The sequence below is a fragment of the Microcella alkaliphila genome (genome assembly GCF_002355395.1).
GTDB lineage: Bacteria > Actinomycetota > Actinomycetes > Actinomycetales > Microbacteriaceae > Microcella > Microcella alkaliphila_A.
In genome coordinates this window covers 1041507-1063846 of sequence record NZ_AP017315.1, presented here as the reverse complement: position 1 = coordinate 1063846, position 22340 = coordinate 1041507, and the positions used below count along the sequence as shown (strand labels likewise).

The 22340-nt window shown below is 68.8% G+C and carries 22 protein-coding genes and 1 tRNA gene; 3 read left to right on the top strand and 20 right to left on the bottom strand.

Going from position 1 to position 22340, the window contains the following annotated elements:
- Nucleotides 1–3 precede the first annotated feature (3 nt).
- From CPY97_RS05165 to CPY97_RS05150, 4 genes are all read right to left on the bottom strand, one after another.
- On the bottom strand, nt 4–1086 hold the full coding sequence (locus tag CPY97_RS05165; RefSeq protein WP_096421075.1) for an LLM class flavin-dependent oxidoreductase: 1083 nt from the start codon (nt 1084–1086) through the stop codon (nt 4–6).
- A gap of 78 nt (nt 1087–1164) precedes the next feature.
- Nucleotides 1165–1836 carry a pyridoxamine 5'-phosphate oxidase gene (pdxH, locus tag CPY97_RS05160; protein ID WP_096421074.1) on the bottom strand — a complete coding sequence of 224 codons (672 nt, stop codon included), beginning with the start codon at nt 1834–1836 and terminating at the stop codon, nt 1165–1167.
- 53 nt (nt 1837–1889) lie between these two features.
- On the bottom strand, nt 1890–3290 hold the full coding sequence (locus CPY97_RS05155; protein WP_150129198.1) for a pyridoxal phosphate-dependent decarboxylase family protein: 1401 nt from the start codon (nt 3288–3290) through the stop codon (nt 1890–1892).
- 118 nt (nt 3291–3408) lie between these two features.
- A tRNA-Ala gene (locus CPY97_RS05150) sits at nt 3409–3484 on the bottom strand.
- A gap of 113 nt (nt 3485–3597) precedes the next feature.
- Here CPY97_RS05150 and CPY97_RS05145 point away from each other — a divergent pair.
- Nucleotides 3598–4155, top strand: coding sequence for an antibiotic biosynthesis monooxygenase (locus tag CPY97_RS05145; protein ID WP_096421072.1), 558 nt, complete (start codon nt 3598–3600; stop codon nt 4153–4155).
- Here CPY97_RS05145 and rsfS read toward each other — a convergent pair.
- The 9 genes from rsfS to rplU form a co-directional block, all read right to left on the bottom strand.
- Entirely contained in the window at nt 4115–4507 is a 393-nt protein-coding gene (gene rsfS, locus CPY97_RS05140) for a ribosome silencing factor (protein ID WP_096421071.1), read from the bottom strand. The two genes, CPY97_RS05145 and rsfS, sit on opposite strands and share 41 nt — an antisense overlap.
- A 34-nt stretch (nt 4508–4541) precedes the next feature.
- A complete protein-coding gene (locus CPY97_RS05135; protein WP_096421070.1) occupies nt 4542–5741 on the bottom strand; it encodes a hypothetical protein in 1200 nt (399 codons plus the stop codon).
- Nucleotides 5738–6349: a nicotinate-nucleotide adenylyltransferase gene (gene nadD / locus CPY97_RS05130; RefSeq protein WP_162495431.1), complete on the bottom strand. Its 612-nt coding sequence runs from the start codon at nt 6347–6349 to the stop codon at nt 5738–5740. Before nadD ends, CPY97_RS05135 begins: the two co-directional genes overlap by 4 nt.
- Nucleotides 6350–6374: 25 nt before the next feature.
- Nucleotides 6375–6578 (bottom strand): hypothetical protein, encoded by a 204-nt coding sequence (locus CPY97_RS05125; RefSeq protein WP_096421068.1) that lies wholly within the window; start codon nt 6576–6578, stop codon nt 6375–6377.
- A gap of 47 nt (nt 6579–6625) precedes the next feature.
- Nucleotides 6626–7867 (bottom strand): glutamate-5-semialdehyde dehydrogenase, encoded by a 1242-nt coding sequence (locus CPY97_RS05120; protein ID WP_096423386.1) that lies wholly within the window; start codon nt 7865–7867, stop codon nt 6626–6628.
- 73 nt (nt 7868–7940) lie between these two features.
- Nucleotides 7941–8726, bottom strand: a complete 786-nt coding sequence (gene proB, locus CPY97_RS05115; protein WP_096421067.1) for a glutamate 5-kinase — start codon at nt 8724–8726, stop codon at nt 7941–7943.
- On the bottom strand, nt 8723–10237 hold the full coding sequence (gene obgE, locus CPY97_RS05110) for a GTPase ObgE (RefSeq protein ID WP_096421066.1): 1515 nt from the start codon (nt 10235–10237) through the stop codon (nt 8723–8725). The genes proB and obgE overlap by 4 nt, the downstream gene beginning before the upstream one ends.
- A 107-nt stretch (nt 10238–10344) precedes the next feature.
- Nucleotides 10345–10599 (bottom strand): 50S ribosomal protein L27, encoded by a 255-nt coding sequence (gene rpmA / locus CPY97_RS05105; RefSeq protein WP_096421065.1) that lies wholly within the window; start codon nt 10597–10599, stop codon nt 10345–10347.
- An 18-nt stretch (nt 10600–10617) separates the two neighbouring features.
- Nucleotides 10618–10926, bottom strand: a complete 309-nt coding sequence (rplU, locus tag CPY97_RS05100) for a 50S ribosomal protein L21 (protein ID WP_096421064.1) — start codon at nt 10924–10926, stop codon at nt 10618–10620.
- A gap of 170 nt (nt 10927–11096) precedes the next feature.
- Here rplU and CPY97_RS05095 point away from each other — a divergent pair, with 170 nt between their 5' ends.
- Entirely contained in the window at nt 11097–11372 is a 276-nt protein-coding gene (locus CPY97_RS05095; protein ID WP_096421063.1) for a DUF4031 domain-containing protein, read from the top strand.
- 10 nt (nt 11373–11382) lie between these two features.
- On the opposite strand, the gene CPY97_RS05090 is transcribed toward CPY97_RS05095, so the two are convergent.
- The 4 genes from CPY97_RS05090 to CPY97_RS05075 are packed head-to-tail and all read right to left on the bottom strand — an operon-like array spanning nt 11383 to nt 17065.
- Nucleotides 11383–12765: a hypothetical protein gene (locus tag CPY97_RS05090; protein ID WP_096421062.1), complete on the bottom strand. Its 1383-nt coding sequence runs from the start codon at nt 12763–12765 to the stop codon at nt 11383–11385.
- The gene (locus CPY97_RS05085; RefSeq protein ID WP_231924049.1) at nt 12746–13486 is read right to left on the bottom strand and encodes a TIGR03943 family putative permease subunit; all 741 of its coding nucleotides are present in this window, start codon (nt 13484–13486) and stop codon (nt 12746–12748) included. The genes CPY97_RS05090 and CPY97_RS05085 overlap by 20 nt, the downstream gene beginning before the upstream one ends.
- Nucleotide 13487: 1 nt before the next feature.
- Nucleotides 13488–14531, bottom strand: a complete 1044-nt coding sequence (locus CPY97_RS05080; protein WP_231924048.1) for a permease — start codon at nt 14529–14531, stop codon at nt 13488–13490.
- On the bottom strand, nt 14528–17065 hold the full coding sequence (locus CPY97_RS05075) for an Rne/Rng family ribonuclease (protein ID WP_096421060.1): 2538 nt from the start codon (nt 17063–17065) through the stop codon (nt 14528–14530). Before CPY97_RS05075 ends, CPY97_RS05080 begins: the two co-directional genes overlap by 4 nt.
- 342 nt (nt 17066–17407) lie before the next feature.
- Here CPY97_RS05075 and CPY97_RS05070 point away from each other — a divergent pair, with 342 nt between their 5' ends.
- On the top strand, nt 17408–18013 hold the full coding sequence (locus tag CPY97_RS05070; protein WP_231924047.1) for a vitamin K epoxide reductase family protein: 606 nt from the start codon (nt 17408–17410) through the stop codon (nt 18011–18013).
- 1425 nt (nt 18014–19438) lie between these two features.
- Here the strand turns inward: CPY97_RS05070 and CPY97_RS05065 are convergent.
- Genes CPY97_RS05065 through CPY97_RS05055 form a run of 3 tightly spaced genes read right to left on the bottom strand, consistent with a single transcriptional unit; the run spans nt 19439 to nt 22171 of the window.
- Nucleotides 19439–19705, bottom strand: coding sequence for a DUF3039 domain-containing protein (locus tag CPY97_RS05065; protein ID WP_096421058.1), 267 nt, complete (start codon nt 19703–19705; stop codon nt 19439–19441).
- Between the two features lie 22 nt (nt 19706–19727).
- On the bottom strand, nt 19728–21290 hold the full coding sequence (locus CPY97_RS05060; protein ID WP_096421057.1) for a hypothetical protein: 1563 nt from the start codon (nt 21288–21290) through the stop codon (nt 19728–19730).
- Complete coding sequence (locus CPY97_RS05055) at nt 21266–22171, bottom strand: ABC transporter ATP-binding protein (RefSeq protein ID WP_197702259.1); 906 nt, start codon at nt 22169–22171, stop codon at nt 21266–21268. The genes CPY97_RS05060 and CPY97_RS05055 overlap by 25 nt, the downstream gene beginning before the upstream one ends.
- Nucleotides 22172–22340: the final 169 nt, after the last annotated feature.

The window sequence follows — 22340 nt, the reverse complement described above, 5'->3', positions numbered from 1 at the left end:
GGCTCAGCGCGTAAAGGCTGCGGCGCCAGCGCCCACGGGCTGGTCCGCCAGCAGCTCACGCACCATCGGAATTACCTTCTGGCCGTACAGCTCGAGCGCGTGGACCAGCTTGCCGTGCGACACCGGACCCGTCGCGTACTTCAGGTCGAATCGCTCGGCGCCCAGTACGCGGATGGTGTCCGCGATCTTGCGCGCCACCGTCTCGGGCGAGCCGACATACAGCGATCCGTGTCGAATCTCCTGCTCGAAGTGCGCGCGGGTCGTCGGGCCCCAGCCGCGCTCGCGTCCGATGCGCGAGTACATGACCTCGTAGTGCGGCCAGAGTTCTTCTGCCGCCTGCTCGTCGGTGTCGGCGATGTAGCCGGGCGAGTGGACGCCGACCGGCTGGCGCTCCTTGCCGAGCTGGTCGAGGGCGCGGTCGAACAGGTCGACGTACGGAGCGAAGCGGGCAGGCTCTCCGCCGATGATCGCCAACATCATGGGGAAGCCGTAGTTGGCCGTGCGCACCACCGACTCGGGGCTTCCCCCGACGCCGATCCACGTGCGAATGCCGTTCTCCGTGGTCGGGTACACCTGAACGCCGTCGAGCGGAGGGCGAATCGAGCCGCTCCACGTCACCGGCTTCTCTTTCAGCAGCTCGGCTAGCAGATTGAGCTTCTCGTCGAAGAGCACCTGGTAGTCGCTGAGCTCGAATCCGAACAGCGGGAAGGACTCGGTGAACGAGCCGCGGCCGGCGATGATCTCAGCGCGGCCGTTCGAAATCGCGTCGATCGTGGCGAAGCGCTGGAAGACGCGGATCGGGTCCTCGCTCGACAGCACCGTCACGGCGGAACTGACGCGCAGGCGTTCGGTCTTCGCCGCGATGGCGGCGAGCAACACGTCGGGTGCCGACACCGCGAAGTCGTCGCGGTGGTGCTCGCCGATGCCCATCACGTCGATCCCGACCTGGTCGGCGACGACGCCTTCTTCGACGACGTCCCGCAAGACCTGCGGGTAGGACGTCATGGTTCCGTCGGGCTGCTCGGTGACGTCACCGAAGGTGTTGATGCCGAATTCGACGGCTGCCGGGTCGATCTCGCGGGCCATGGCGCGCATCCTCTCGCTGATTTATGCAAACGTATCAAAAGGAACCGGCGGGATGCTCGCGGTATTCCCGCTCGCCCGTCACGGCTGCAGCCGGGTCACCTGCCAGCCGGTCCCCTGCCGCTCGTACACGAGCCGGTCGTGCAGGCGGGAGGTGCGGCCCTGCCAGAACTCGACCCGGTCGGGCACAATGCGGAAGCCGCCCCACCGCTCGGGCCGCGGAACCGCGTCGGCGTCGGCGAACCGCTGTTCGGTGTCGCGCACCTTCTGTTCGAGCGCGTCGCGCCCGTCGATCGGGTGCGACTGGTCGCTCGACCAGGCGGCGATCTGCGCCCCACGGGGGCGGTTCGAGAAGTAGTCGTTCGAGTCGGCCTCGTCGACCTTGTGCGCCTCGCCGTAGATCAGCACCTGCCGGTGCAGGGGGTACCACGGGAACACGGCCGAGACGCCGGGGTTCGCGATGAGAGCGCGACCCTTTCGCGACGTGTAGTCGGTGTAGAACGCGAACCCGCGGTCGTCGATGCCGCGCAAGAGCACCGTGCGCGAGGACGGTCGGCCGTCGGGGTCGATGGTGGCGATCACCATCGCGTTGGGTTCGTAGACCTTACGCTCGGCCGCCTCGGCGAGCCACGCGGTGAACTGGGTGAACGGGTCCGCGGCGAGCTCGTGCTCTTCGAGCTGCTCCTGGCCGTAGTCGGTGTGCGTGCGCAGCGCCTTGTCGAGCAGCGGGTCGGGTACGGCGTCGTGGCTCATGGTGTGAGCGTACGACTGCCGAGCCGACGAATCACCGAACGTGTGCCGAGAGATCAGCGCATCGTGTCGAGGATCCCCACCAGCAGCTCGAACGATGTGCGCGGACTCACGATCGCGAACCGCGTGTTCGGACGGCCCGCGTGCGAGCTCGGCACGACGAACGCGCGCTGCTCGTCGAGCAGACGGTCGGACCAGGCGGCATAGTCGCTCACGTCCCACCCCTCACGCTCGAAGACGACCACCGAGAGCTGCGGGTCGCGCACCAGACGCAGCTCAGGCCGGCGACGAATCTCGTCGGCGATGCGCTCGGCAAGAGACAACGAGTCTTCGATCGCGTCGCGGTAGGCCGCGGCACCGAACGCCGCCAGAGAGAACCACAGCGGCAAGCCCCGCGGGCGGCGCGTCAGCTGAATCGAATAGTCGCTGGGGTTCCACTCGGCGCGGTCGTTCAAGGTGTCGAGGTACTCGGCGTGCTGGGTGTGGGCCGCGCGCGCAATCGCGGGGTCGCGGTAGAGCAGGACGCACGCGTCGAAGGGTGTGAACAGCCACTTGTGGGGGTCGACGATGAGCGAGTCGGCCCGATCGATGCCGGCAAAGCGGTGCCGAGCCGACGGGGCCAGGGCGGCCGCGAGGCCGTAGGCGCCATCGACGTGCAGCCAGACGTCGAACTCGTCCTTGAGCGCAGTGATCGAGGCAATGTCGTCAACGATTCCGAAATTCGTCGATCCGCCCGTCGCGACGACGGCGATCACGGCGTCGCCGTACTGCTCGAGCGCGGGGCGCACCTGGTCGCCGTGAAGGGCGCCCGTCTCGTCGACCGCGACCGTGACGACGTCGACATCCATGACGCGGGCCGCCGACGCGATCGACGAGTGCGCCTCTTTACTCGCAACGACGACCCACCGGTCAGGACGCGCGGCGCCCCGGTCGGCGAGGCGCCGCGCGGCGTGATCGCGCGCGGCGACCAGTGCCGACAGGTTGCCGATCGTCCCCCCCTGCACGACGACACCGCCGGCGGACTCGGGCAGGCCAAACTCGCGGGCGAGAAACGCCAGCACCTCGTTCTCGGCGAAGACCGCTCCCGAGCCCTCCACCCACGAGCCGCCGTAGACGGCGGTCGCCGACACGATCAGGTCAAACGCGCTGGCGGCCTTCGTCGGCGCCGATGGGATGAACGACAGATAGCCCGGGTGGTCGATCGTGAGGCAGGCCGGAGCCAGCACGTTCTCGAACAGTGCGAGCGCGCGGCGCCCGCCCAGTCCGTCCTCAGAGATCGACCCTGAGGCGAGACGCCGCAACTCTGCCGGAGGCATCGGCTTGTCGAGGGGAGTGTCCGTGTCGAGCAGGCGGCGGCGGGCGTAATCGAGCACCATGTCGACGATGGCGGTCGTCTCGGGGGTGACCGAGTGCATCCGGGCGGGGTCTGCGTGTGGGCGGGAGAGGGCGTCGGTCACGACGATGGTCCTTTCGGGCCGGGTCGCGGGCTCAGAGCCGCGACCGCCGACGCGCCGCCCCGCCGATCGGAACAGCAGGCGCCGGATACGACGAGACCCGGCCGAAGCCGGGTCGTCGTGGTGGACCTGAGGGGACTCGAACCCCTGACCCCCTGCATGCCATGCAGGTGCGCTACCAGCTGCGCCACAGGCCCTCGATGCTGCGCACCATCCGGCGCGGCAACTCGACCAGAGTAGTACACGGCGCGCCCCCGCACCAATTCGATGCGCGGTCGCGCGCAGCGCCAGATGGCAGTTGGATGGAGGCATGACCTCGACCCCCGTGACCGTCTCGATCACCCGCACCGTGCCTCCTGAACGGGCCAGGGAGTTCGCTGCCTGGGCGCGCGCCGGTGAAGACCTGTTGCGTGAATCTCCCGGCTATCTCGGCTCGGGCTGGGTGCGTCCCGACGAGAACTCTGACGAGTGGCACATGCTTTTCCGCTTCGCCGACGCCGAGTCGCTCGCGCGCTGGGAGTCGTCGGATGAGCGCCGCTGGTGGATCAGCACCGCGCGAGGTCTCGCCGAAGACGCCCGCCAGGAGCGTCTGACCGGCATCGAAGGCTGGTTTGACACCCCTCGTCGGGTCGAGACCGTGCCCGCACCGGCTCCCACTCCCCCGCGATGGAAGCAGATGATCGCGATCGTGCTCGTCTTCTACCCGCTGAGTCTCGCCACCAACGCGGCTCTCTCTCCGGTGAGCGGCGACTGGCCACTGTGGATGCGCGTGCTCGCGCTGGTCGCGATCGTCTCGCCCTTGATGACGTACGTCGGGCTTCCGCTGATTACTCGGGCGCTTCGGCCGTGGCTGCTGCGGGGTCGCTGAAGCCGAGAGGAACGACCGGGCAGTCCTTCCAGAGTCGCTCGAGCGAGTAGAACTGCCGATCTTCCTCGTGGAAGACGTGCACGACGACGTCGCCGAAGTCGAGCAGCACCCACCGACCCTCACTGCGGCCCTCGCGACGCAGGGGCTTCGCGCCCGCCGCGATCATGCGGTCTTCGACCTCGTCGGCGATCGCGAGCACGTTGCGCTCACTGCGGCCGGTCACAAGCAGGAAGACGTCGGCGAGGGGCAGCGGCCCCGACACGTCGAGCGCGACCAGGTCTTCCCCCTGCTTGGCGTCGGCGGCGCGGGCCGCGACGGCGGTGAGCTCGATGGCGCGGTCGGATGCGGTCACGGTGCCTGTCGGGGGTTGGGGCGGCGCGGCGTCACTAGAAGAGACCGTTGACGGCGGCGACGACGAAGAGGGCGACGGCGACGACCGCCAGGACAACGGTCGTGCTGACGAGCACGGTCGTCAGCACGCTGGTGCGGCGGGCCTTGCGGCCGCCCATCACGTCGCGCGTGCCGGTGTGACTGCTCACGGCGCTGATCGCGCTGACCGGTGCAGAGTCGGTCGACGCGTACTCCGTGTCCACATCGAAGAGGTCGTCGATGTCGGGGCTGTCGTGGACAGAGGGGACGGCGCCGGTGGAGGCAACGCTCGACGGCACGTCGATCATGCCGGTCGTGATGATTTCACCCGTGCCCGCGACCGGGCCGGCCAAGTCACCACGCGGCATCTCCGGCAAGACCAGGGCATTGGTGCTCGTCGCCGCTGAGCCTACCTGGCGGCTGAAGGTGTTCGTGAAAGGGTCCTCGTCGTCGTGAACGCCAACGGACCAGTGGCTCGACACCTGGGGCGCGTGGGGAGCTGCCGCCTCGCCGGGAAGAATCGCCGGGGCCGGCGGAGAGTCGGGAGCCGGTGCGACCGTCGCAGCGGGCTCTTCTGAGCGGACGTCGACGTCGACCGGATCGGCCTCAGCGACGGCCGGCTCGCCGGGCTCAGCCTCGACCTCCTCCGCCGCAATGGCGCGCAACTCGCGGCGCGACAGCGGGCGGTCGGGCGCCGAAGCAGGGACGGAGTCGTGCATGATCGGCGGCTCGGCCGGCTCGACGAGATCGGGGACCGGCACGAAGGGGCTACGGCCCTGCGTGTGGTAGTCGAGTGGCTGGTCGGGCCGCTCGGTCGCGAAACTCTGCGGCGTATCGGCGTTCGGGGTCGACGGCGCAAAATCACGGCGACGGAATGAGCCCGGCGCGGAGGCCCAGGGTGCCAGAGGAGCGTCGGGCACACTGTCAGGCCGCGCCGGCGCCGACACGACCGATCCGCTGCCGGGCGCTGAGGCCGACCCCACGGTTGCCGGCTCGAAGCGCGGGATGGCGGGGCGCACCTGAGTGCGATAAGCCAGGGGGTCGCCGCCCTGCTCGCCCGCGCTCGCACCCGACGCGGCAGACCCCGAGCCGGGCGCACTACCGAGGCCGGGGTCGGCCTGCTGCCCACCCGTCGACGCGGCAGCCGCCTCCTCGGCGAGACGCTGAAGCCGCCGGGCTTCCCGGCGCGTCAGCGGCGGGTCGTTCGGCGCGCTCATGCGGGGTTTCTCCGATACAGCTGGTGCTTGGCGATGTATTGCACGACGCCGTCCGGCACGAGGTACCAGACCGGTGCGCCGCGGGCGACGCGATCACGGCAGTCGGTCGACGAGATCGCGAGCGCCGGAATCTCCATCCAGCTTACCCGGCCCTCCGGAAGGTCGCGAATGCTGAGCTGGTGGCCGGGGCGTGTCACGGCGACGAAGTGGGCGAGTGACCACAGCGCGTCGTGGTCTTTCCAGTCGACGATCTGCGCGATCGCGTCCGCTCCCGAAATGAAGATGAGCTCCGCATCCGGGTACTGACCGGCGAGATCCGTCAAGGTGTCGATTGTGTACGTCGGGCCGCCGCGATCGATGTCGACGCGGCTCACACGGAACCTCGGGTTAGACGCCGTCGCGATGACGGTCATCAGGTAGCGATGCTCGCTACCCGTCGCGTCAGGCTTCAGGTACGGCTCACCGGTCGGCACAAAGACAACTTCGTCGAGGTCGAACCGGTCGGCGACCTCGCTCGCGGCGACCAGGTGGCCGTGGTGGATGGGGTCGAAGGTTCCGCCCATCACGCCGATGCGGCGCGGGGCCGCCGATGCTCCTGCGGGGGCGATAACGGGTCTCCGACGGGCGCCGGCGCTAGTGACCCGCGTCGTGGCCGCCCTCGCCCCGCATCGGGTTCGAGGTCTTGTTGCGGTGGCGGTTGGCGACGTCGCGGTACGCGTGCGTCACGGCGCCGAGCATGAAGAAGAACAGGAACGCGATTCCGGCGATGACCAACGGCGGGGCGAACAGGGGCGCGTACTCATCGAGGGCGAGGATCACGCTGCTCAGCGACGTCATGAGGCTCTCTTTCTCCGGAACGGTGAACAGCAGAAGTCTAGCGGGTGCTAGCTGCGCACCTGCCCGGCACCGCGCACGATCCACTTCGTGCTGGTCAGCTCGGGTAGCCCCATCGGGCCGCGCGCGTGCATCTTCTGGGTGGAGATGCCCACCTCGGCGCCGAAGCCGAACTCGCCGCCGTCGCTGAACCGGGTCGATGCGTTCACCATGACGACGGCCGAGTCGACCTCGGCCAGGAAGCGCTCGGCGTTCGCCATGTCGCGGGTGATGATCGACTCGGTGTGCTGGGTCGAGAACGTCCTGATGTGGGCGAGAGCAGCATCCAGGTCGTCGACGACGCCGATCGACAACTCGAGCGCCATGTGTTCGGTCGCGAAGTCATCGTCGGTCGCGACGTCCAGGTCGCCGACGATCGCGCGGGCGCGCTCGTCGCCGCGAACCAGAACACCGGATCCTCGCAGCGCTTCCACGACGGAGGGCACGAGACGCTCCGCCGCGTCGGCGTGAACGAGCACCGTCTCGACCGCGTTGCAGACGCTCGGCCGCTGCACCTTCGCGTTCACCACGATGTCGATCGCCATCTGCTCGTCGGCGCTCTCGTCGAGAACGATGTGAACGACGCCGGCACCCGTCTCGATGACGGGGACGGTCGACTCGCGCACCACGGTCTGGATGAGGTCGGCGCTGCCACGAGGAATCAGCACGTCGATGAAGCCTCGCGCCCGCATGAGGGCCGTCGCTCCGGCACGACCGTGCTCGTCGATCGTCTGCACGGCGTCGGCGGGCAGACCTGCGCTCGCCAGCGCCTCCTGGATGATGGCGACGAGCACCTCGTTGCTCGACCGAGCGGCGCTGCCGCCGCGCAATACCGCCGCGTTGCCGCTCTTGAGCGCGAGCGCCGCGATGTCGACCGTCACGTTCGGGCGCGCCTCGTAGATCGCGCCCACGACGCCGAACGGGACCCGCACCTGGCTGAGCAGGACCCCGTTCGGCAGGGTCGAGCCGCGCACGACCGTTCCGACCGGGTCGGGAAGGGCGATGACGTCGTGTACCGCCGCCGCGAGGGCGCTCACGCGGGCATCGTCGAGGCGAAGCCGATCGAGAAGGCCGCTACTGAGCCCCACCTCACGACCCCGCGCGAGGTCCTCTGCATTCGCGTCGATGATGCGCGCAGTGTTCGCGAGCAACGCCTCCGCGATGGCCGTGAGCGCCGCATTCTTCGTCGCCGTCGTCGCCTGGCCGAGCGCGCGCGACGCGGTCTTCGCCGCCGTGAGCGGAGCGTCGATCAGGCCGTCAGGAACCGCGTCGGTCGGCTGGTTCTCGGAGGCAAGGGCGGGGGTTACCGTCGTGGACGTCACCCGGTCATTTTACGGCGGCGGCGTGAAACCACGTTCCGACGGCCTCGCCCGCGAGCGCGGCGGCGACGTTGGTCGTCGAGGTCAGCACGACGGGTGTGCCCTGTCGGGCGGCGAGGAGGGCCGATGCGACCTTGGTGGCGGCTCCGCCGGTACCCACCCCTGCGGCTCCGGGCTCGCCGATCTCGACGTATCCCAGATCATCGTTCGCGGCGACCTCGGGAATGCGCTGCGCGCCCGGCTCGTGCGGCGGCTTCGTGTACAGCGCGTCAACGTCGCTCAGCAGTACCAACAGGTCGGCGCTTACCAGCTCAGCCACGAGGGCCGCGAGCCGGTCGTTGTCACCAAAGCGGATCTCGTGGGTGGCGACCGTGTCGTTCTCGTTCACAATCGGCAGGATGCGCAAGCCGAGTAGGCGATCGATCGCGCGCTGCGCGTTGCTGCGCGGCGTCGCGTGCTCGAGATCGCCGGCGGTGAGGAGCACTTGAGCTGCGGTCAGCCCGTAGCGGTCGAGGCTGTCCTGGTAGCGAACCATCAGGAGGTTCTGGCCGACGGCGGCTGCGGCCTGCTGGGTCGCCAGGTCGTTCGGTCGAGAGTCGAGGTGGAGGAACGGCATGCCGGTCGCGATGGCACCCGAACTGACGAGAATGACCTCACTGCCGCGAGCGTGCAGGCCCGCGAGGGCGTCGACGAGCGGGGCAATCTGCCCGGCGTTGGCGCCACTGATCGACGACGATCCGACCTTCACGACCACGCGACGGGCCGCGACGACGGCGGGGCGAGCTGCGGTCACTCGTCCTCCCCGTCAACGTCCCACACGCCCGCCTCGCGCTCGCGTTCCAGCTCGGCACGCGCTTCGGCTTTCGCATCCATGCGCTCTTTATAGCCCTGGCGACGCTGGGAGGTCGTTGGGCGGTTGAGGGCGTCGAGGCGCGGGTCGGTACCGCGTGGCGCGGTCAGCAGTTCGGCCGCACTCGTGAGGGTCGGCTCCCAGTCGAAAACGACGCCGTCGCCCGGGCCGATGATGACGGTGGCGCCCGCGACGGCGCCCTTGGCAAACAGCTCGTCTTCGACGCCGAGCTTCGCCAGGCGGTCGGCCAGGTAGCCCACGGCCTCGTCATTGCGGAAGTCGGTTTGCTGAACCCAGCGCTCGGGCTTCTCGCCGCGGATGCGGTAGATGTCGCCGTAGCTGCCGCCCTCGACGGTGACCGTGAAGTCGACCTGGTTGACGGGGGTCGGGCGCAGCACGATGCGCTCGCGCACCGTGGTCTCGGCGGCACGCGCCTCGCGGTCGGCAGCGACCAGCTCGCCGAGGGCGAACGTCAATTCGCGAAGACCCTCGCGGCTGACGGCGCTGATCTCGAAGACGCGGTAGCCGCGCTTCTCGAGCTCGGGGCGCACGAAGTCGGCGAGCTCGCGACCGTCGGGCACATCGACCTTGTTGAGGGCGACGAGCTGCGGCCGCTCGAGCAGCGGAGTCTGCCCCTCGGGCACGTCGTATGCGGCGAGCTCCGCCAGGATGACCTCGAGGTCGCTAATCGGATCGCGGCCCGGTTCGAGCGTGGCGCAGTCGAGGACGTGCAGGAGGGCGCTGCACCGCTCGACGTGACGCAGGAACTCGAGCCCCAGGCCCTTGCCTTCGCTGGCGCCCTCGATGAGGCCGGGAACATCGGCGACCGTGTAGCGCATGTCGCCCGCTTCGACCACGCCGAGGTTCGGATGCAGGGTCGTGAACGGGTAATCAGCGATCTTCGGTTTCGCCGCGGAGATGGCGGCGATCAGGCTCGACTTGCCGGCACTCGGGTATCCGACGAGCGCGACATCGGCGACCGTCTTGAGCTCGAGGACGACGTCGCCCTCCCAGCCGGGGGTTCCGAGCAGCGCGAAGCCCGGCGCTTTGCGCTTCGTCGTGGCGAGGGCAGCATTGCCGAGGCCGCCACGGCCGCCGGGAGCGACGACGATACGCATGCCCGGTTCGACGAGATCGACCAGTTCAGTGCCATCCGCGTCGCGCACCACGGTTCCCACCGGGACCGGAAGCACGAGCTCGCCGCCCGAGAATCCCGCGCGGTTGTCGCCCATTCCGGGGCCGCCGTTGTCGCTCGTCCGGTGGGGGCGCCGGTGGTACGGGAGGAGCGTCGTTTCTTGCGCGTCGGCGACGAGCACGATGTCGCCACCGTCACCGCCGTTGCCGCCGTCGGGGCCGGCCAACGGCTTGAACTTCTCGCGGCGGACCGACACGCAGCCGTGCCCGCCGTGACCGGCGCGCAGGTGCAGAGTCACCCGGTCGACGAATGTCGCCACGGTCGGCCTCCTCGCGGCTCGAGCCCCTCGGTAGGGGCTGTGGGGGGAAAGACGATGACGGGGCGGGCCGAAGCCCGCCCCGTCATCGAAGGAGTCTGGTCGCCGGGTTACTCGCCCGCGACGACGTTGACGACCTTGCGGCCGCCCTTCTGGCCGAACTGCACGGCACCGGCCGACAGAGCGAACAGCGTGTCGTCGCCACCACGGCCAACGTTGGCGCCGGGGTGGAAGTGCGTGCCGCGCTGGCGGACGAGAATCTCGCCGGCCTTCACGACCTGGCCGCCGAAGCGCTTCACGCCCAGGTACTGGGGGTTCGAGTCGCGGCCGTTACGGGTGGACGAAGCGCCCTTCTTGTGTGCCATGTCTTCTCGCGCCCCTTCTTACTTGATGCCGGTGATCTTGACGCGGGTGAGCTCAGAGCGGTGGCCCTGGCGCTTCTTGTACCCGGTCTTGTTCTTGTACTTCTGGATGATGATCTTCGGACCGCGCAGGTCGCCGAGCACCTCGGCGGTCACCGTGATCTTCGCGAGCTTCTTCGCGTCGGTCGTGACCGTGTCACCGTCGACGTGCAGAACGGGGGTCAGCTGGATCGTGCCGTCCTCACCCGGGGTGACGCGATCGAGCACGACGACCGTGCCGACCTCGACCTTCTCCTGCCGCCCACCGGCGCGCACAACTGCGTAGACCACGTTTCACCTTTACTTCGTTCGAAGGAATCTGTTGCTCAAGACTGCGGGTGTTTCGCGCGAGCTTCTGCCCAGAGCACACCAGCGGTCAAGATTAGCCGAGCGCCACCGGCCCGGTCAAACGGATGCGACGGGGACGGTGCGCAACCCCGACAGCCTACACTCTGGAGACCATGGCGATTCTCATCGACCACCCCGCGTGGCCCGCGCACGGTCGTCTGTGGGCGCATCTCGTCAGCGACACGTCCCTGGATGAACTGCACGCGTTCGCGGCGCTGGCCGGCATTCCGCGGCGCGGTTTCGACCACGACCACTACGACGTGCCCGAGGAACGCTACGACGAGCTTGTGCAGCTGGGGGCCGTGCCCGTGTCGGGACGGGAGCTCGTGCTGCGCCTCAGCGCGTCGGGACTGCGCGTGCGCCAGCGCGACAAGCGCCCGGCCTCGTAACGGTCCACGCTCACCACGACGGGCCGAAGCCGGCGACACTGCGCACGAGGTCACCGGTGGCGATGTTCACGATGACGACGGTGATGGACGTGGCGCGACCGTTGACCGCGCGGCCGTCCGGCTGAGCCTCGGCCACGACCGGCACCACCTCAATAGCCACGAACTGATCGTTGGGTGACACGCGGAAGTCGACGAACGACCCGGCGTCCGACACCGTGCGGGCCAGCAGGCGCGATTCTCCGGCGCCGTCATCGACGACGATCAGGTTTCCAAGCGCGAGACCCGAGGCATCGGCGACCGCGACGCGCTGCACCCACTCCCCCGACGCCAGCAGATGGAAGTCGGCACCAAATACGAGCTCGTCAGCGAACAGCGACGGGTTGATGCGCTCCTCGTCGCTCGTCTCGAGGTCCAGGGCCACCCCGCCGAAGGGGTCGGTCGCACTCAGCCTCTGCCCGTCACTCGACACGCTGTGCACATCCGTGAACTGTCCGACGGGCAGGATGCGCGTCGGATCGGCGAGCGGCAGGCGAGACAGGTTCTGGTCGATGTCGTGAACGAGCAGGGCGTCCCCCGCCTGCGTGAACAGCGCATCCTGCGTCGTGATGGGCTCCCCGTCAAGCCCGGTGACCCACTCGGCGACGCCGGCGCCCGCCAGGTCGACGAGCGCGAGCCAGCGGTCGGCGTCGCCCTCCGCGCCGTCGGTCGCCGAGAGGATCAGCGCGACGGTCGTGCCGACGCGCGGTACGCGCAGGTCATCGACGCGCAGACCATCCGCCGGCAGGCGCACCTGCTCGACGGCGTCGGATGCGCGGTCAACCACCTCGAGGACACTGCCGCCGTTCCCGTCGTCGCGGGCAAGAATCAGGGCGTTTTCCAACGGCGCCGCGAATTGGATGCCCGGAGCCGAGTGCAGCACCTCGCCGCGGCCCGTGCCGGCGACGTCGGCGATCAGCACCTCATCGACCGACTCGCCGCGGTCGATGTACACGAACGAGCCGGGGGCGGTCCTGAACGTGTGCACGAAGTCGCTCGTTGCGCTGCGGGAGGGCGAAGCAACATCGCTGACCGTGACCGTGTACTCAGTGTCATAGTCGAGCGCCCGCTCGAACTGCAGGGCGATGAGTTCGCCCTGCACCGTCACCTGCACGGGCACGGCCGGCTCGACGCTCACCTGGTCAGCCGCGATCTCGCTGAGCGGCTGATTGGCGAACAGGCGCAGTTGCTGCCCGGCCTGCTCGGTCACGCGCACCGAGTCGACCTGCGCGGTCGACAGCTTCGGCCCCTGCATCGCCCCGAGCAGGAGGAAGACCGCCGCCACGCCGGCCGTGACGGCGGTCGTCCACCAGAACGCTCGGGTGAACGCGCCGCCGTCAGAAGAGGTACGGCTCACGCGGCTGCTCGATCGGGGTCACACTGTCGGGAATCACGACGACGGGCTGCAGGCTCGCGCTGCTCGGGTTGCTCGCGAAGCCGCCGTCGACCATGACCCAGTCGTCGGCATCGAACGACTGGCTCCAGCCCGGCAAGTGCACCGGCACCCCCAGCGGCTGGGCGTCGACCGCGCAGCAGGTCACGACGAAGCGGGAGACGTAGAACACGTTCTCGGGGTCGTCGGAGTCGGGCGTGATGAACCCCACCAGCTCGGTCACCGGCTTGTTCGCGAAGAACGACAGGTCGCTCGTCTGACGCAGAATCGTCGCCCACTCGCGCACCGTGAACTGCGAAACGGCGTCCGCGTCGGCGCTCGTTGCCGCCTCGAAGGCCGCGGCATCGCTCGCCGCCGTCGAGTTGATCTCGCGCTGCTCGGCCGTCGCGGTCGAAAGGGTCGCGGGGGGCACCACGATCATCCCGATCGTGAATGCGCCCGCGATCGCTGCCGCGGTGAGCGCGATCGTGCGCTGCGGGCGCGACGGCGGGGGTGCATCCTCGTCGTCGTGGTGCCGGCGGCCGACGAGCGACCCGACGACCAAGACGACGGCGATCAGCGCCATCAGCACCGCGAAGACGTTGTACCGCGGGTGGATGTAGAGCGCGAGCTGCCCCGTCACCGCAAGCCAGAGGATGACAGCGGCCATGGCGCCGATGATCACGACGCCGCGCCAGCGCTGCACGCTACGCCACATAGTTCACCACCAGTCCGAGGGCGGCCGCCAGAAGCCCCACGACGGTCATGATCTGGATAAGCGTCTGCGTTGAATAGGTGGTGCGCATGAGAGCGAGCATCTTGATGTCGATGATCGGGCCGAATACGAGGAAGGTGACGATCGACCCGGGCAGGAACGTCGCGGCGAACGGAAGGATGAAGAAGGCGTCAACGCTCGAGCACACCGAGATGATGAACGCCAGCACCATCATGGCCACGATGGACCACAGCGGGTCACTGCCGAGCGCGACGAGGATCTCGCGCGGCACGATCACCTGGATGCCTCCGGCGACCAGCGCGCCGATCACGAGCGCCGGCATCAGGATGCTCGTCTCACGCACGAACAGATCGAGCGTCTGCTGCCACTTCGTCGGATGCTCGTGGTTCTCGTCATCGATCCGGCACTGCTCCGCGAACCGCGCGGTCAACAGCGTCTCGGGCTCGGGGTGCTTCGCGTACAACCAGCCGATCAGGTTCGCGATCAGGAACCCGCCGAGCAGGCGCGCGACGAGGATTCCGTCGTCGAAGCCGAACGCCTCATGCGTCGTGATGATGACGACCGGGTTCAAGATCGGCGCGGCGATGAGGAAGGTCATCGACTCGGGCACCGAGAAGCCCCGGCGCACGAGCCCCCGCGCGAGCGGAACGTTTCCGCACTCACATACCGGCAGAAACATGCCGAACATGGAGATGACGGCCCGTCGACCCACGGCGTTCCGTGGCAGCCACTGCATCAGCCAGGCCTGCGGCACCCACACCTGCACGACGATCGACAGGGTGATGCCGAGCACGATGAACGGCAGCGACTCGACGAGCACGCTCGTGGCGAGCGTGAGCAAGTCCTGGCCAGCGTTCGGCAGATCCCACGGCCCGTCGGCCGCCGTCAGGTGCCGCAGCGCGACGACGCCGACGAGCCCCGCGATGCCCGCGAGCATCCACACGACGTGGCGCGGCCGCATCCGCCGAGGCGAATCGGCGAGGAGCGACCGGCGGTCGGGGGCAACGCGGGTCACGAGCTCGCGGTCTCCTCCGTCGTCGACGGTGCGGCGGTGATGGTTCCGCTCGTCGCACGACGTGACGCCCGCTTGCGCGTGCCCGGAGCCGGCGGCTCAGGCAGCGACTCAAGTACCGAGCCGAGCAACTGCGCGGCGGTGCTCGGGTCGACGGCGCGGCGCTTGCGGCCGCCATTCGTAACCGGCAACGGAATGTCGAGAATCTCGGCCGGGATGTCGGCTGCCGCAGGAGCTGTCGACTTCTCGGCGACCGTGGGCGACTGTGGCGCGGACTCCCTGGTGACATCGGCCGGCGCCGCGGGCGCATCGACGACCGGCTCGCTGTCGTGGTGCACCGTCTTGGCGGCAATCGTGGCGAGCGCCTTCGAGACGTCTTCTGTGATCGCGTGGGCGGCGGGAACCGACGTGCTCTTCTGCTGGCCGTTGCTGCCGCCGCGCGAGGAGCCGCCGCCGTTGGAGTTTCCGGCGCCGTTGCCGTTACTGCCGCGGCGGCTGCCACGGCCACCGTCGTTGCCACTGTTCTGGCCGCGGTGCTTGACGACCGGGTCGTGGTGCACGATGAGCCCGCGGCCGGCGCACACATCGCAGGTCTCGCTGAACGTTTCGAGCAGGCCCAGACCGATGCGCTTGCGCGTCATCTGCACGAGACCCAGGCTCGTGACCTCGGCGACCTGGTGCTTAGTGCGGTCGCGGCTCAGGCATTCGACGAGGCGCCGCAGCACGAGATCGCGGTTCGACTCGAGCACCATGTCGATGAAGTCTACTACGATGATGCCGCCGATGTCGCGCAGCCGCAGCTGGCGCACGATCTCCTCGGCCGCCTCGAGGTTGTTCTTCGTGACGGTCTCCTCGAGGTTTCCGCCGGAGCCGACGAACTTGCCGGTGTTGACGTCAACGACCGTCATCGCCTCGGTGCGATCGATGACCAGCGAGCCACCCGAGGGCAGCCACACCTTGCGCTCCAGCGCCTTCTCGATCTGCTCGGTGATGCGGTGCTCGTCGAACGGGTCGTGCTCGCCGTCGTGCTTCTGCACGCGCTCGAGCAGATCGGGGGCGACCGACTCGAGGTAGCTCGTGATCGTGCGGTGCGCATCCTCGCCGTGAATGACCATCGAGCGGAAGTCTTCGTTGAAGACGTCGCGGACGATCTTCACCAGCAGGTCGGGCTCGGAGTGAAGCAGCACCGGAGCACCCGAGTTCTCGAGCTGCTTTTGGATGTGCTCCCACTGGCTCGTGAGGCGCTGAACGTCGAGCGTCAACTGCTCTTCGGTGGCGCCCTCGGCGGCGGTGCGCACGATGACGCCGACATTCTCGGGGAGCACCTCCTTCAAAATCTTCTTCAGGCGCGCGCGCTCGGTGTCCGGCAGCTTGCGGCTGATGCCGCTCATCGAGCCATTCGGGACGTACACCAGGTAACGGCCCGGGAGGCTCACCTGACTCGTCAGGCGCGCGCCCTTGTGGCCGATCGGGTCCTTCGTGACCTGCACGAGCACCTTGTCGCCGGGCTTCAGCGCCAACTCAATGCGTCGCGGCTGGTTCTTCTCGCCGTCGGCCTGCGCCGCATCCCAATCGACTTCGCCCGAATACAGCACGGCGTTTCGGCCGCGGCCGATGTCGACGAATGCCGCCTCCATGCTCGGCAGCACGTTCTGCACCTTGCCGAGGTAGACGTTGCCGATCAGGCTCGACTCGCTGGAGCGCGCGACGTAGTGCTCGACGAGGACGCCGTCCTCGAGCACGCCGATCTGGATGCGGTTCTCCTTCGAGCGCACCACCATGACACGGTCGACGCTTTCGCGGCGGGCCAGGAACTCGGCCTCGGTAACGACGGGGCGACGACGGCCCGCATCGCGACCGTCACGCCGGCGCTGCTTCTTCGCCTCGAGCCGCGTCGAGCCCTTGATGCGCTGCGGCTCGGTGATCTGCTCGGGCTCGCGTCGGGCCGAGCCGCTGCGGCCGCGGCCGCGCGAACGGGTGCGCGTGGACGACTGGTCGTCGTCGCGCTCGTCGCGGTCGGCCTGCTCGCGTGAGCCGGTCTCGCCGTCGGCCGGCGATCCACCGCGAGAGCGACGGCGACGGCGGCGACCCGAGGCGCCGGTGTCGTCGTCATCATCGTCAGACCCTGCCGGGGCAGCCCCGCCGCGAGCGGGCGCGGTCGTCGCGCGCACGAGTTCGGCGGGCGGTGGCACGAACAGCAAATCGGTAGTCGAGATCGCCCGCGGAGCCGCCGACCGCTCAGCCGCCGGTTCGGAGTCCTCTGCCTCGAGCGCGCTTCCTTCCGGCGTCGAGGTGTTCTGCTCGACACCGCCCGCCTCCGCAGTCGGCGCCTCGGCTGACCCCTCGACCGGGGTTACGGTCGCGGTCGGCGCCGACTCGTCCTCCCGACTGTCGGGGCCGGCCTGGTCCGAAGCCGCGTCGCGCACCTCGGTCACCGCGCCCTCGTCGGCGCGTTTGCGCCCGCGCCCCCCGAAAATGCGCCCCCGTCGCCGCGTACCGTCGGTGTCTGTCGTGTTGGTGTTGTCATCACTCACCATCGCTGGTGCACTCCTCGATCGTCTGGGTCTGCCAGACGGAACCTGTTGTGCCGAACGCCCGCGAGCATCCGGCGAACTCTTCATTTGGCGGTGCCGTGCCGCACAATCGGGGCGGAACGGAACCTTCGCGCGCTGTCACCACGCTGTCAGGTGCGGAGCTGGCTATCCGACAGCCGTGACGCGTCGTGCGCCGCTCGGCCGGCCCGGTCTGTACCCGGAAAGCTTTTCGTGTGTCGACGCGAGCGGGACCCGCATCGATTGCGCCTCATTATCGCACGCGACAGGGGCAAGACAGGACGTTCGGCCCAGGCGCGCCGAAGCGCGACGGGCGATACTGGGGCGGTGAGCGAAGCGCGACGGCCCTGGGCGATGGCCCTCACCCTGATGATCACCGGCGCGGTCGGATGGTGGGGCGCCATGGCACTCATCGTCGAGCGCGTGCGCAGCCTCGCCGACCCCACCTACGAGATCGCATGCGACGTCAACCCGTTGCTATCGTGCGGCAGCGTCATGGTCACGCCGCAGGCATCACTCCTCGGGTTTCCCAACCCCCTGCTCGGTGTCACCGGCTTCGTCGCGCCGATGGCGGTGGGCGTCGCGCTGCTCGCCGGGGCCCGATTCGACCGCTGGTTCTGGGGGCTTTTCCTCAGCGGCGTGAGCGTCGCCTTCCTCTTCGTGCTGTGGCTCTTCCAGCAGTCGGTGTTCGTCATCGGCGTGCTGTGCCCGTACTGCATGGTGGTGTGGGCTGCAGCGATTCCGCTGTTCTGGTCGACGCTGTGGTGGAGCCTCGCGACCGGAAAGCTGACGCGGCGTGGCGGGCGGGCGCAGAGAGCCGCCGCGCGCATCCTGCCGTTCACGTGGGTCTTCGTCGTGGCGACGTACGCGGCGATCGCGCTGACCATAATCGCCGTCTTCCCGACGCTGCTCGCCAGCCTCGGTCTGCGGTAGGGCGCGACGGGTTTGGCGCCAACGCGCCTACACGGGAAGGCGCGGCGGCTCCGGTTCGGCGTGTCGTGGACAGGCAACGACGGCAGCCCTCGCACACTCTCGGCCGAGGTTGCAGTTGTGGTTGGACACGGCGCAGCGGCGCAACCACAAGTGCACACTCAGGCCCCCTGATAGCGGCGACTATGGTCGTCGTCCGGTTAGGGCAGAAAAGCCGGCACGGGCCGCAGGGCCCAGTGACGTCGTGGGCACCAGCCAGCCGAGCGAAGCCGGTCAGCTACCCGGTACAGCATGGGTACCGGGTTGTGAAAGAGGTCTGGGCGGAGAACGCGTATCGGCCTCCACCCCTCATCGATGTAGCGCTCAAAACGTTCGAGATCGTGCTCGAATTGGCGCTTACTCGTGCGGTGATGCTCGCCCTCGTACTCGACCAAGACGTTCCACTGTGGCCAGGCGAGGTCAGGCGTTGCCGTCCAACCGGCACCAAAGATGGTGTGGCCGACGACAGGCTCGGGAAGACGCGCCGCGCACAACGCCGTGCGCAGGAGTGACTCGGGCCGCGAACGGACGCCGAGTCGACTCGCCTTCCATGCGGACTTGAGCGCGACGAGGCCACGGGATCCGGTGTGCTCAGCGAAAAGACGCCCCATCTCCTGGGCCAGCCGGTTGTCATCCCAGCTTTGTGAGTTGCCCCACCCTCGCTCGCCCGAATCGGCGAGGGTTCGGTCAGTGTCAGACGTTCGAAACCGCAGTGCGTCAACAACCGCGATGAGATCGGGGAGACTGAGCTCCGACGCGACAGTCAACAGTGCCCGCGGAGCGGCGACTGCACGAAGGTCGGTCCACTCCCGGTTTAGCCCGGTGGCGTGAAGGACATCGCGCTCATGATCACGAAGATTGAGACGATGACCGATGATTCCCCGCGCACGCGGCGCTGCTCGAGGAGGCGCCGCCGCGACATGAATAGGCCCAGTCTCGAGACGTCGGGGAAGCGGAAGCCCTGCGATTAGCACCGCGGTCGAGTGAGACACCCAGGCATTGGGCCCAACGAAAAGCAGTGCGGCAGCCGCCCGTTCTTGAAGGGTCTGGAATGCGGCTTGCGCGACGGCAACGCCGCGATGTGGGCGTGCAATATCGGATGCACGGAGGCGGCCTCGTGAGACGCCATGGGCCCCATCCCTCGACACGGCGAACGGACCACTCTCGAGCTGCGTGGGCAATGGTTGTGGTCGTGCGGGCATGACGCGACTGTGCCGCTTCGGGAATGGGCCAGAGCAGCGGCGGGGCGTTTCTCGAGTATGCAGTCGTGGCGCGATGCCTGGGGAGGAGACAGCCACAACCGCACATTCAGCGCCCGCGAGGAATGCAGGTGCGCCGGGCAAGCCGCAGTGGACGAAGCCGGCAAGCGGCAGCGGTAACCGCTGGCGGCTAGGCCTTCATGCGTTCGTAGATCTTCTTGCAGTCGGGGCAGACCGGAAACTTCTCGGGGTCACGCCCCGGAATCCACTTCTTGCCGCACAGGGCGCGAACGGGCTTACCCGTCAGGGCCGACTCGAGGATCTTGTCCTTCGGCACATAGTGCGAGAACCGCTCGTGGTCGCCGTCTTCGAGCTGTTCACCCTCGAGGAGCTTCTCGAGCTCGCGGTCGAGCACGTCGACGCCGCCACCCTGCCCTGCATCGTCGGTCGTAGCCATGGGCACGATTCTACGCGCGGGCTTAGGTGCGCTGGGCGAGAGACAGCAGGTCGGGTGCGCGGCGCTTGAACACCTGTCCCCCAACGAGCACGCCGAGGCCGAGCATGACGAGGCCGGTTGCTATGCCCGCGAGGCCCGCGATGGGCAGCCAGCGAGCATCCGCGATGAGGCCCCACCAGGCGACCGTGAGTGCTGGTGACATGAATCCGAGGGTGGCGATCAGCGACCCCGCCTGCGCCCAGAACGAGCGCGAACCGGTGAGCGGCGGCTGATCGAACGGGCCGGCACCGGGGCGCGCTGCCGGGTAGGGGGCGAGCGCCGAGACGACGCTCGACACTCCGAGGCCGGTGAACAACAGGCCGAGGCTGATGCCCGCAAGGGCTTCGAAGCCGTTGTCGATGCCTGACCAGAGCGCGAAGAGCGGCGCGGTGATCAGTACGAGCGGGACGCCGAGCACGAGAGGCGGCACGAGGCGACCCCAACGGTCGGCGGCACCGCGCAGGGGCGCGGAGACGTGCATCCAAATCGCGGTGTGATCGTATGCGGCGTCGTTGTGACTGAACCAGCCGAGGAAGAGCGCGAGGAACGGCAGCGGAATCAGCCACAGCAGCGGCAGCGGAATACCGGCGATCAGGAGCGCGACCATGATGAGCGGCGGTGCCAGCGGGAGGCCAAGCAGCACCACCCGGTAGCGCGGGTCGCGCGTCCAGTAGAGCAGTGAGCGCGCTGCGATCACGCCGCCGGGCGTCGCCGGCGTCATGTCGAACCAGCCGAGCCCCGCATCGATCTGGCGATCGTCGGCGGGGCGCTGCCGCTGCGCGGCAACCATGAGCCGGCTGACGACGCCGAACCAGAGCGCGCCGAGCGCCAGCAGCGCGACGACCGCGACACTCAACCGGAACGCGACTTCACCCCCCGGCTCGCCGATGGCCGCCCAGGTCAAGCCTCCGGGGCTGCGACCCACGACGGTCGCGAAGCGAACAAGTGCCGCCTCGTCGTCTCCGCGCACGGCGACAACCGCCGCGAGGACCGCGCTGGCGATGGCGACGGCAACGACAGCGCGAGCTGTGCCCGTGACGGCCCGCGCGGCCGGCTCGGAGACCGCCAGCTGCGCCGCGATCGCCACCAGCAACTGCGACGACAGGATGATCGTGAGCGCCGTGATCACGCCGGCCGCGACCGCAACGCCGCGGCCAGGATGCTCGGACCACGCGCTCTCGACGGAGACCGCCAGCGTGATCGCAAGCAGGCCGGGAACGCCCACGAAGCCGGCCACGTAGAGGCCCAGGGCGAGTCGCCCGGGAGGAATCGGAAAGGCGGCGAAACGGCGCGGCTCCATGGCCGACCCGAGACCCGCCGCGAGCGGGGCGACGAGGATGCCGAACGACAGCGCGCCCGCGGCAATGACGAGTGCGGCGCGCTGCCCGGGGTCGGTGACGTCGACGGACGAGCCGGCCACGAGCATCCCGCCGGCGACGATGACGACGAGAGCCGCCACGGCGAGGCTGCGCAGCGCGCGCCGAGAACCCGGGCGCAGAGCCGAGACGAGGAGCGCGAACTTCAGTCGGAGAAGGTCGTCAACCACTCGAGGCCCTCCACTGCCTGGCGTCCGCCGGCCAGTTCGACGAAGCGCTCTTCGAGGCTGAGGCCATCGCGCACCTCGTCCATCGGGCCGTGCGCCAGGATGCGCCCGCCCACGATCACCGCTACCTCGTCGCACATGCGCTCGACAAAATTCATATTGTGGCTGGAGAGCACGACCGTGCCGCCCGCATCGGCGTAGCGCCGCAACACGTCGGAGGCCAACTGTGTCGACACGGGGTCAACGGCTTCGAATGGCTCATCGAGCACCAGCAAGCGCGGCGAGTGGATGAGAGCGGCGGCGAGCGAAATCTTCTTGATCATGCCGATCGAGTAGTCGCGTACGGGGCGCTCGAGTGCGTCGTCGAGGCCGAGCGATCGCGCGAGGTCTGCCGTGCGCGTGCGAGCGGTCTCACGGTCGAGCCCGTGGAGCACGCCGCAGTAGTAGAGAAGCTGCGCGCCGGTGAGCAAGTCGAACAGCCGCATCCGGTCGGGCAGCACGCCGATGAGTTGCTTCGCCTCGACCGGCTTCGCCCAGACATCCGCCGCGCCGACCTGAACGCGGCCAGAATCGGGGCGCAGTAGCCCGGTGACCATGCCGAGTGTGGTCGTCTTGCCCGCGCCATTCGGCCCGACGAAACCGAAGATCGATCCGCGGCGCACGTCGAACGACACGGCGTCGACCGCGGTCGTGCGACCGAAGCGCTTCGTCAGAGCGTCCACCTGCAGAACGATCGGCGCCGGTTCGGGCGCCGGCGGCTCGACAGCGGCAGTGGGGGGCGAGACTTGCGCTTTCGGCCCCTTCTTACTCGCCGCTTTTTGGCTCGTCTTCGGCCGTTTCGGGGTGGCCGAACCCGATTTCTGGCCCGTCTTGGCGGCGCTCACGCGACCCACCGTACCAACGCCGACGGGTCGGTGTAGTAACCGCACCCGTTCACCAGAGAATAACTCGCAAAGCGTGGCTCACGGCGGCTGCGGGTGACGTCGTTGCGGATTCGAGATCAACAGTTCCTGAACATTTGCGGACTGTTCAGGTAAACTCAGCCGATACACG

Excerpts from the sequence above, each read along its gene's own strand:
- CPY97_RS05165 (WP_096421075.1), bottom strand. The coding sequence starts at position 1,086 with ATGGCCCGCGAGATCGACCCGGCAGCCGTCGAATTCGGCATCAACACC.
- pdxH (WP_096421074.1), bottom strand. The coding sequence starts at position 1,836 with ATGAGCCACGACGCCGTACCCGACCCGCTGCTCGACAAGGCGCTGCGC.
- CPY97_RS05145 (WP_096421072.1), top strand. The coding sequence starts at position 3,598 with ATGACCTCGACCCCCGTGACCGTCTCGATCACCCGCACCGTGCCTCCT.
- CPY97_RS05135 (WP_096421070.1), bottom strand. The coding sequence starts at position 5,741 with ATGAGCGCGCCGAACGACCCGCCGCTGACGCGCCGGGAAGCCCGGCGG.
- CPY97_RS05125 (WP_096421068.1), bottom strand. The coding sequence starts at position 6,578 with ATGACGTCGCTGAGCAGCGTGATCCTCGCCCTCGATGAGTACGCGCCC.
- rpmA (WP_096421065.1), bottom strand. The coding sequence starts at position 10,599 with ATGGCACACAAGAAGGGCGCTTCGTCCACCCGTAACGGCCGCGACTCG.
- CPY97_RS05095 (WP_096421063.1), top strand. The coding sequence starts at position 11,097 with ATGGCGATTCTCATCGACCACCCCGCGTGGCCCGCGCACGGTCGTCTG.
- CPY97_RS05075 (WP_096421060.1), bottom strand. The coding sequence starts at position 17,065 with ATGGTGAGTGATGACAACACCAACACGACAGACACCGACGGTACGCGG.
- CPY97_RS05065 (WP_096421058.1), bottom strand. The coding sequence starts at position 19,705 with ATGGCTACGACCGACGATGCAGGGCAGGGTGGCGGCGTCGACGTGCTC.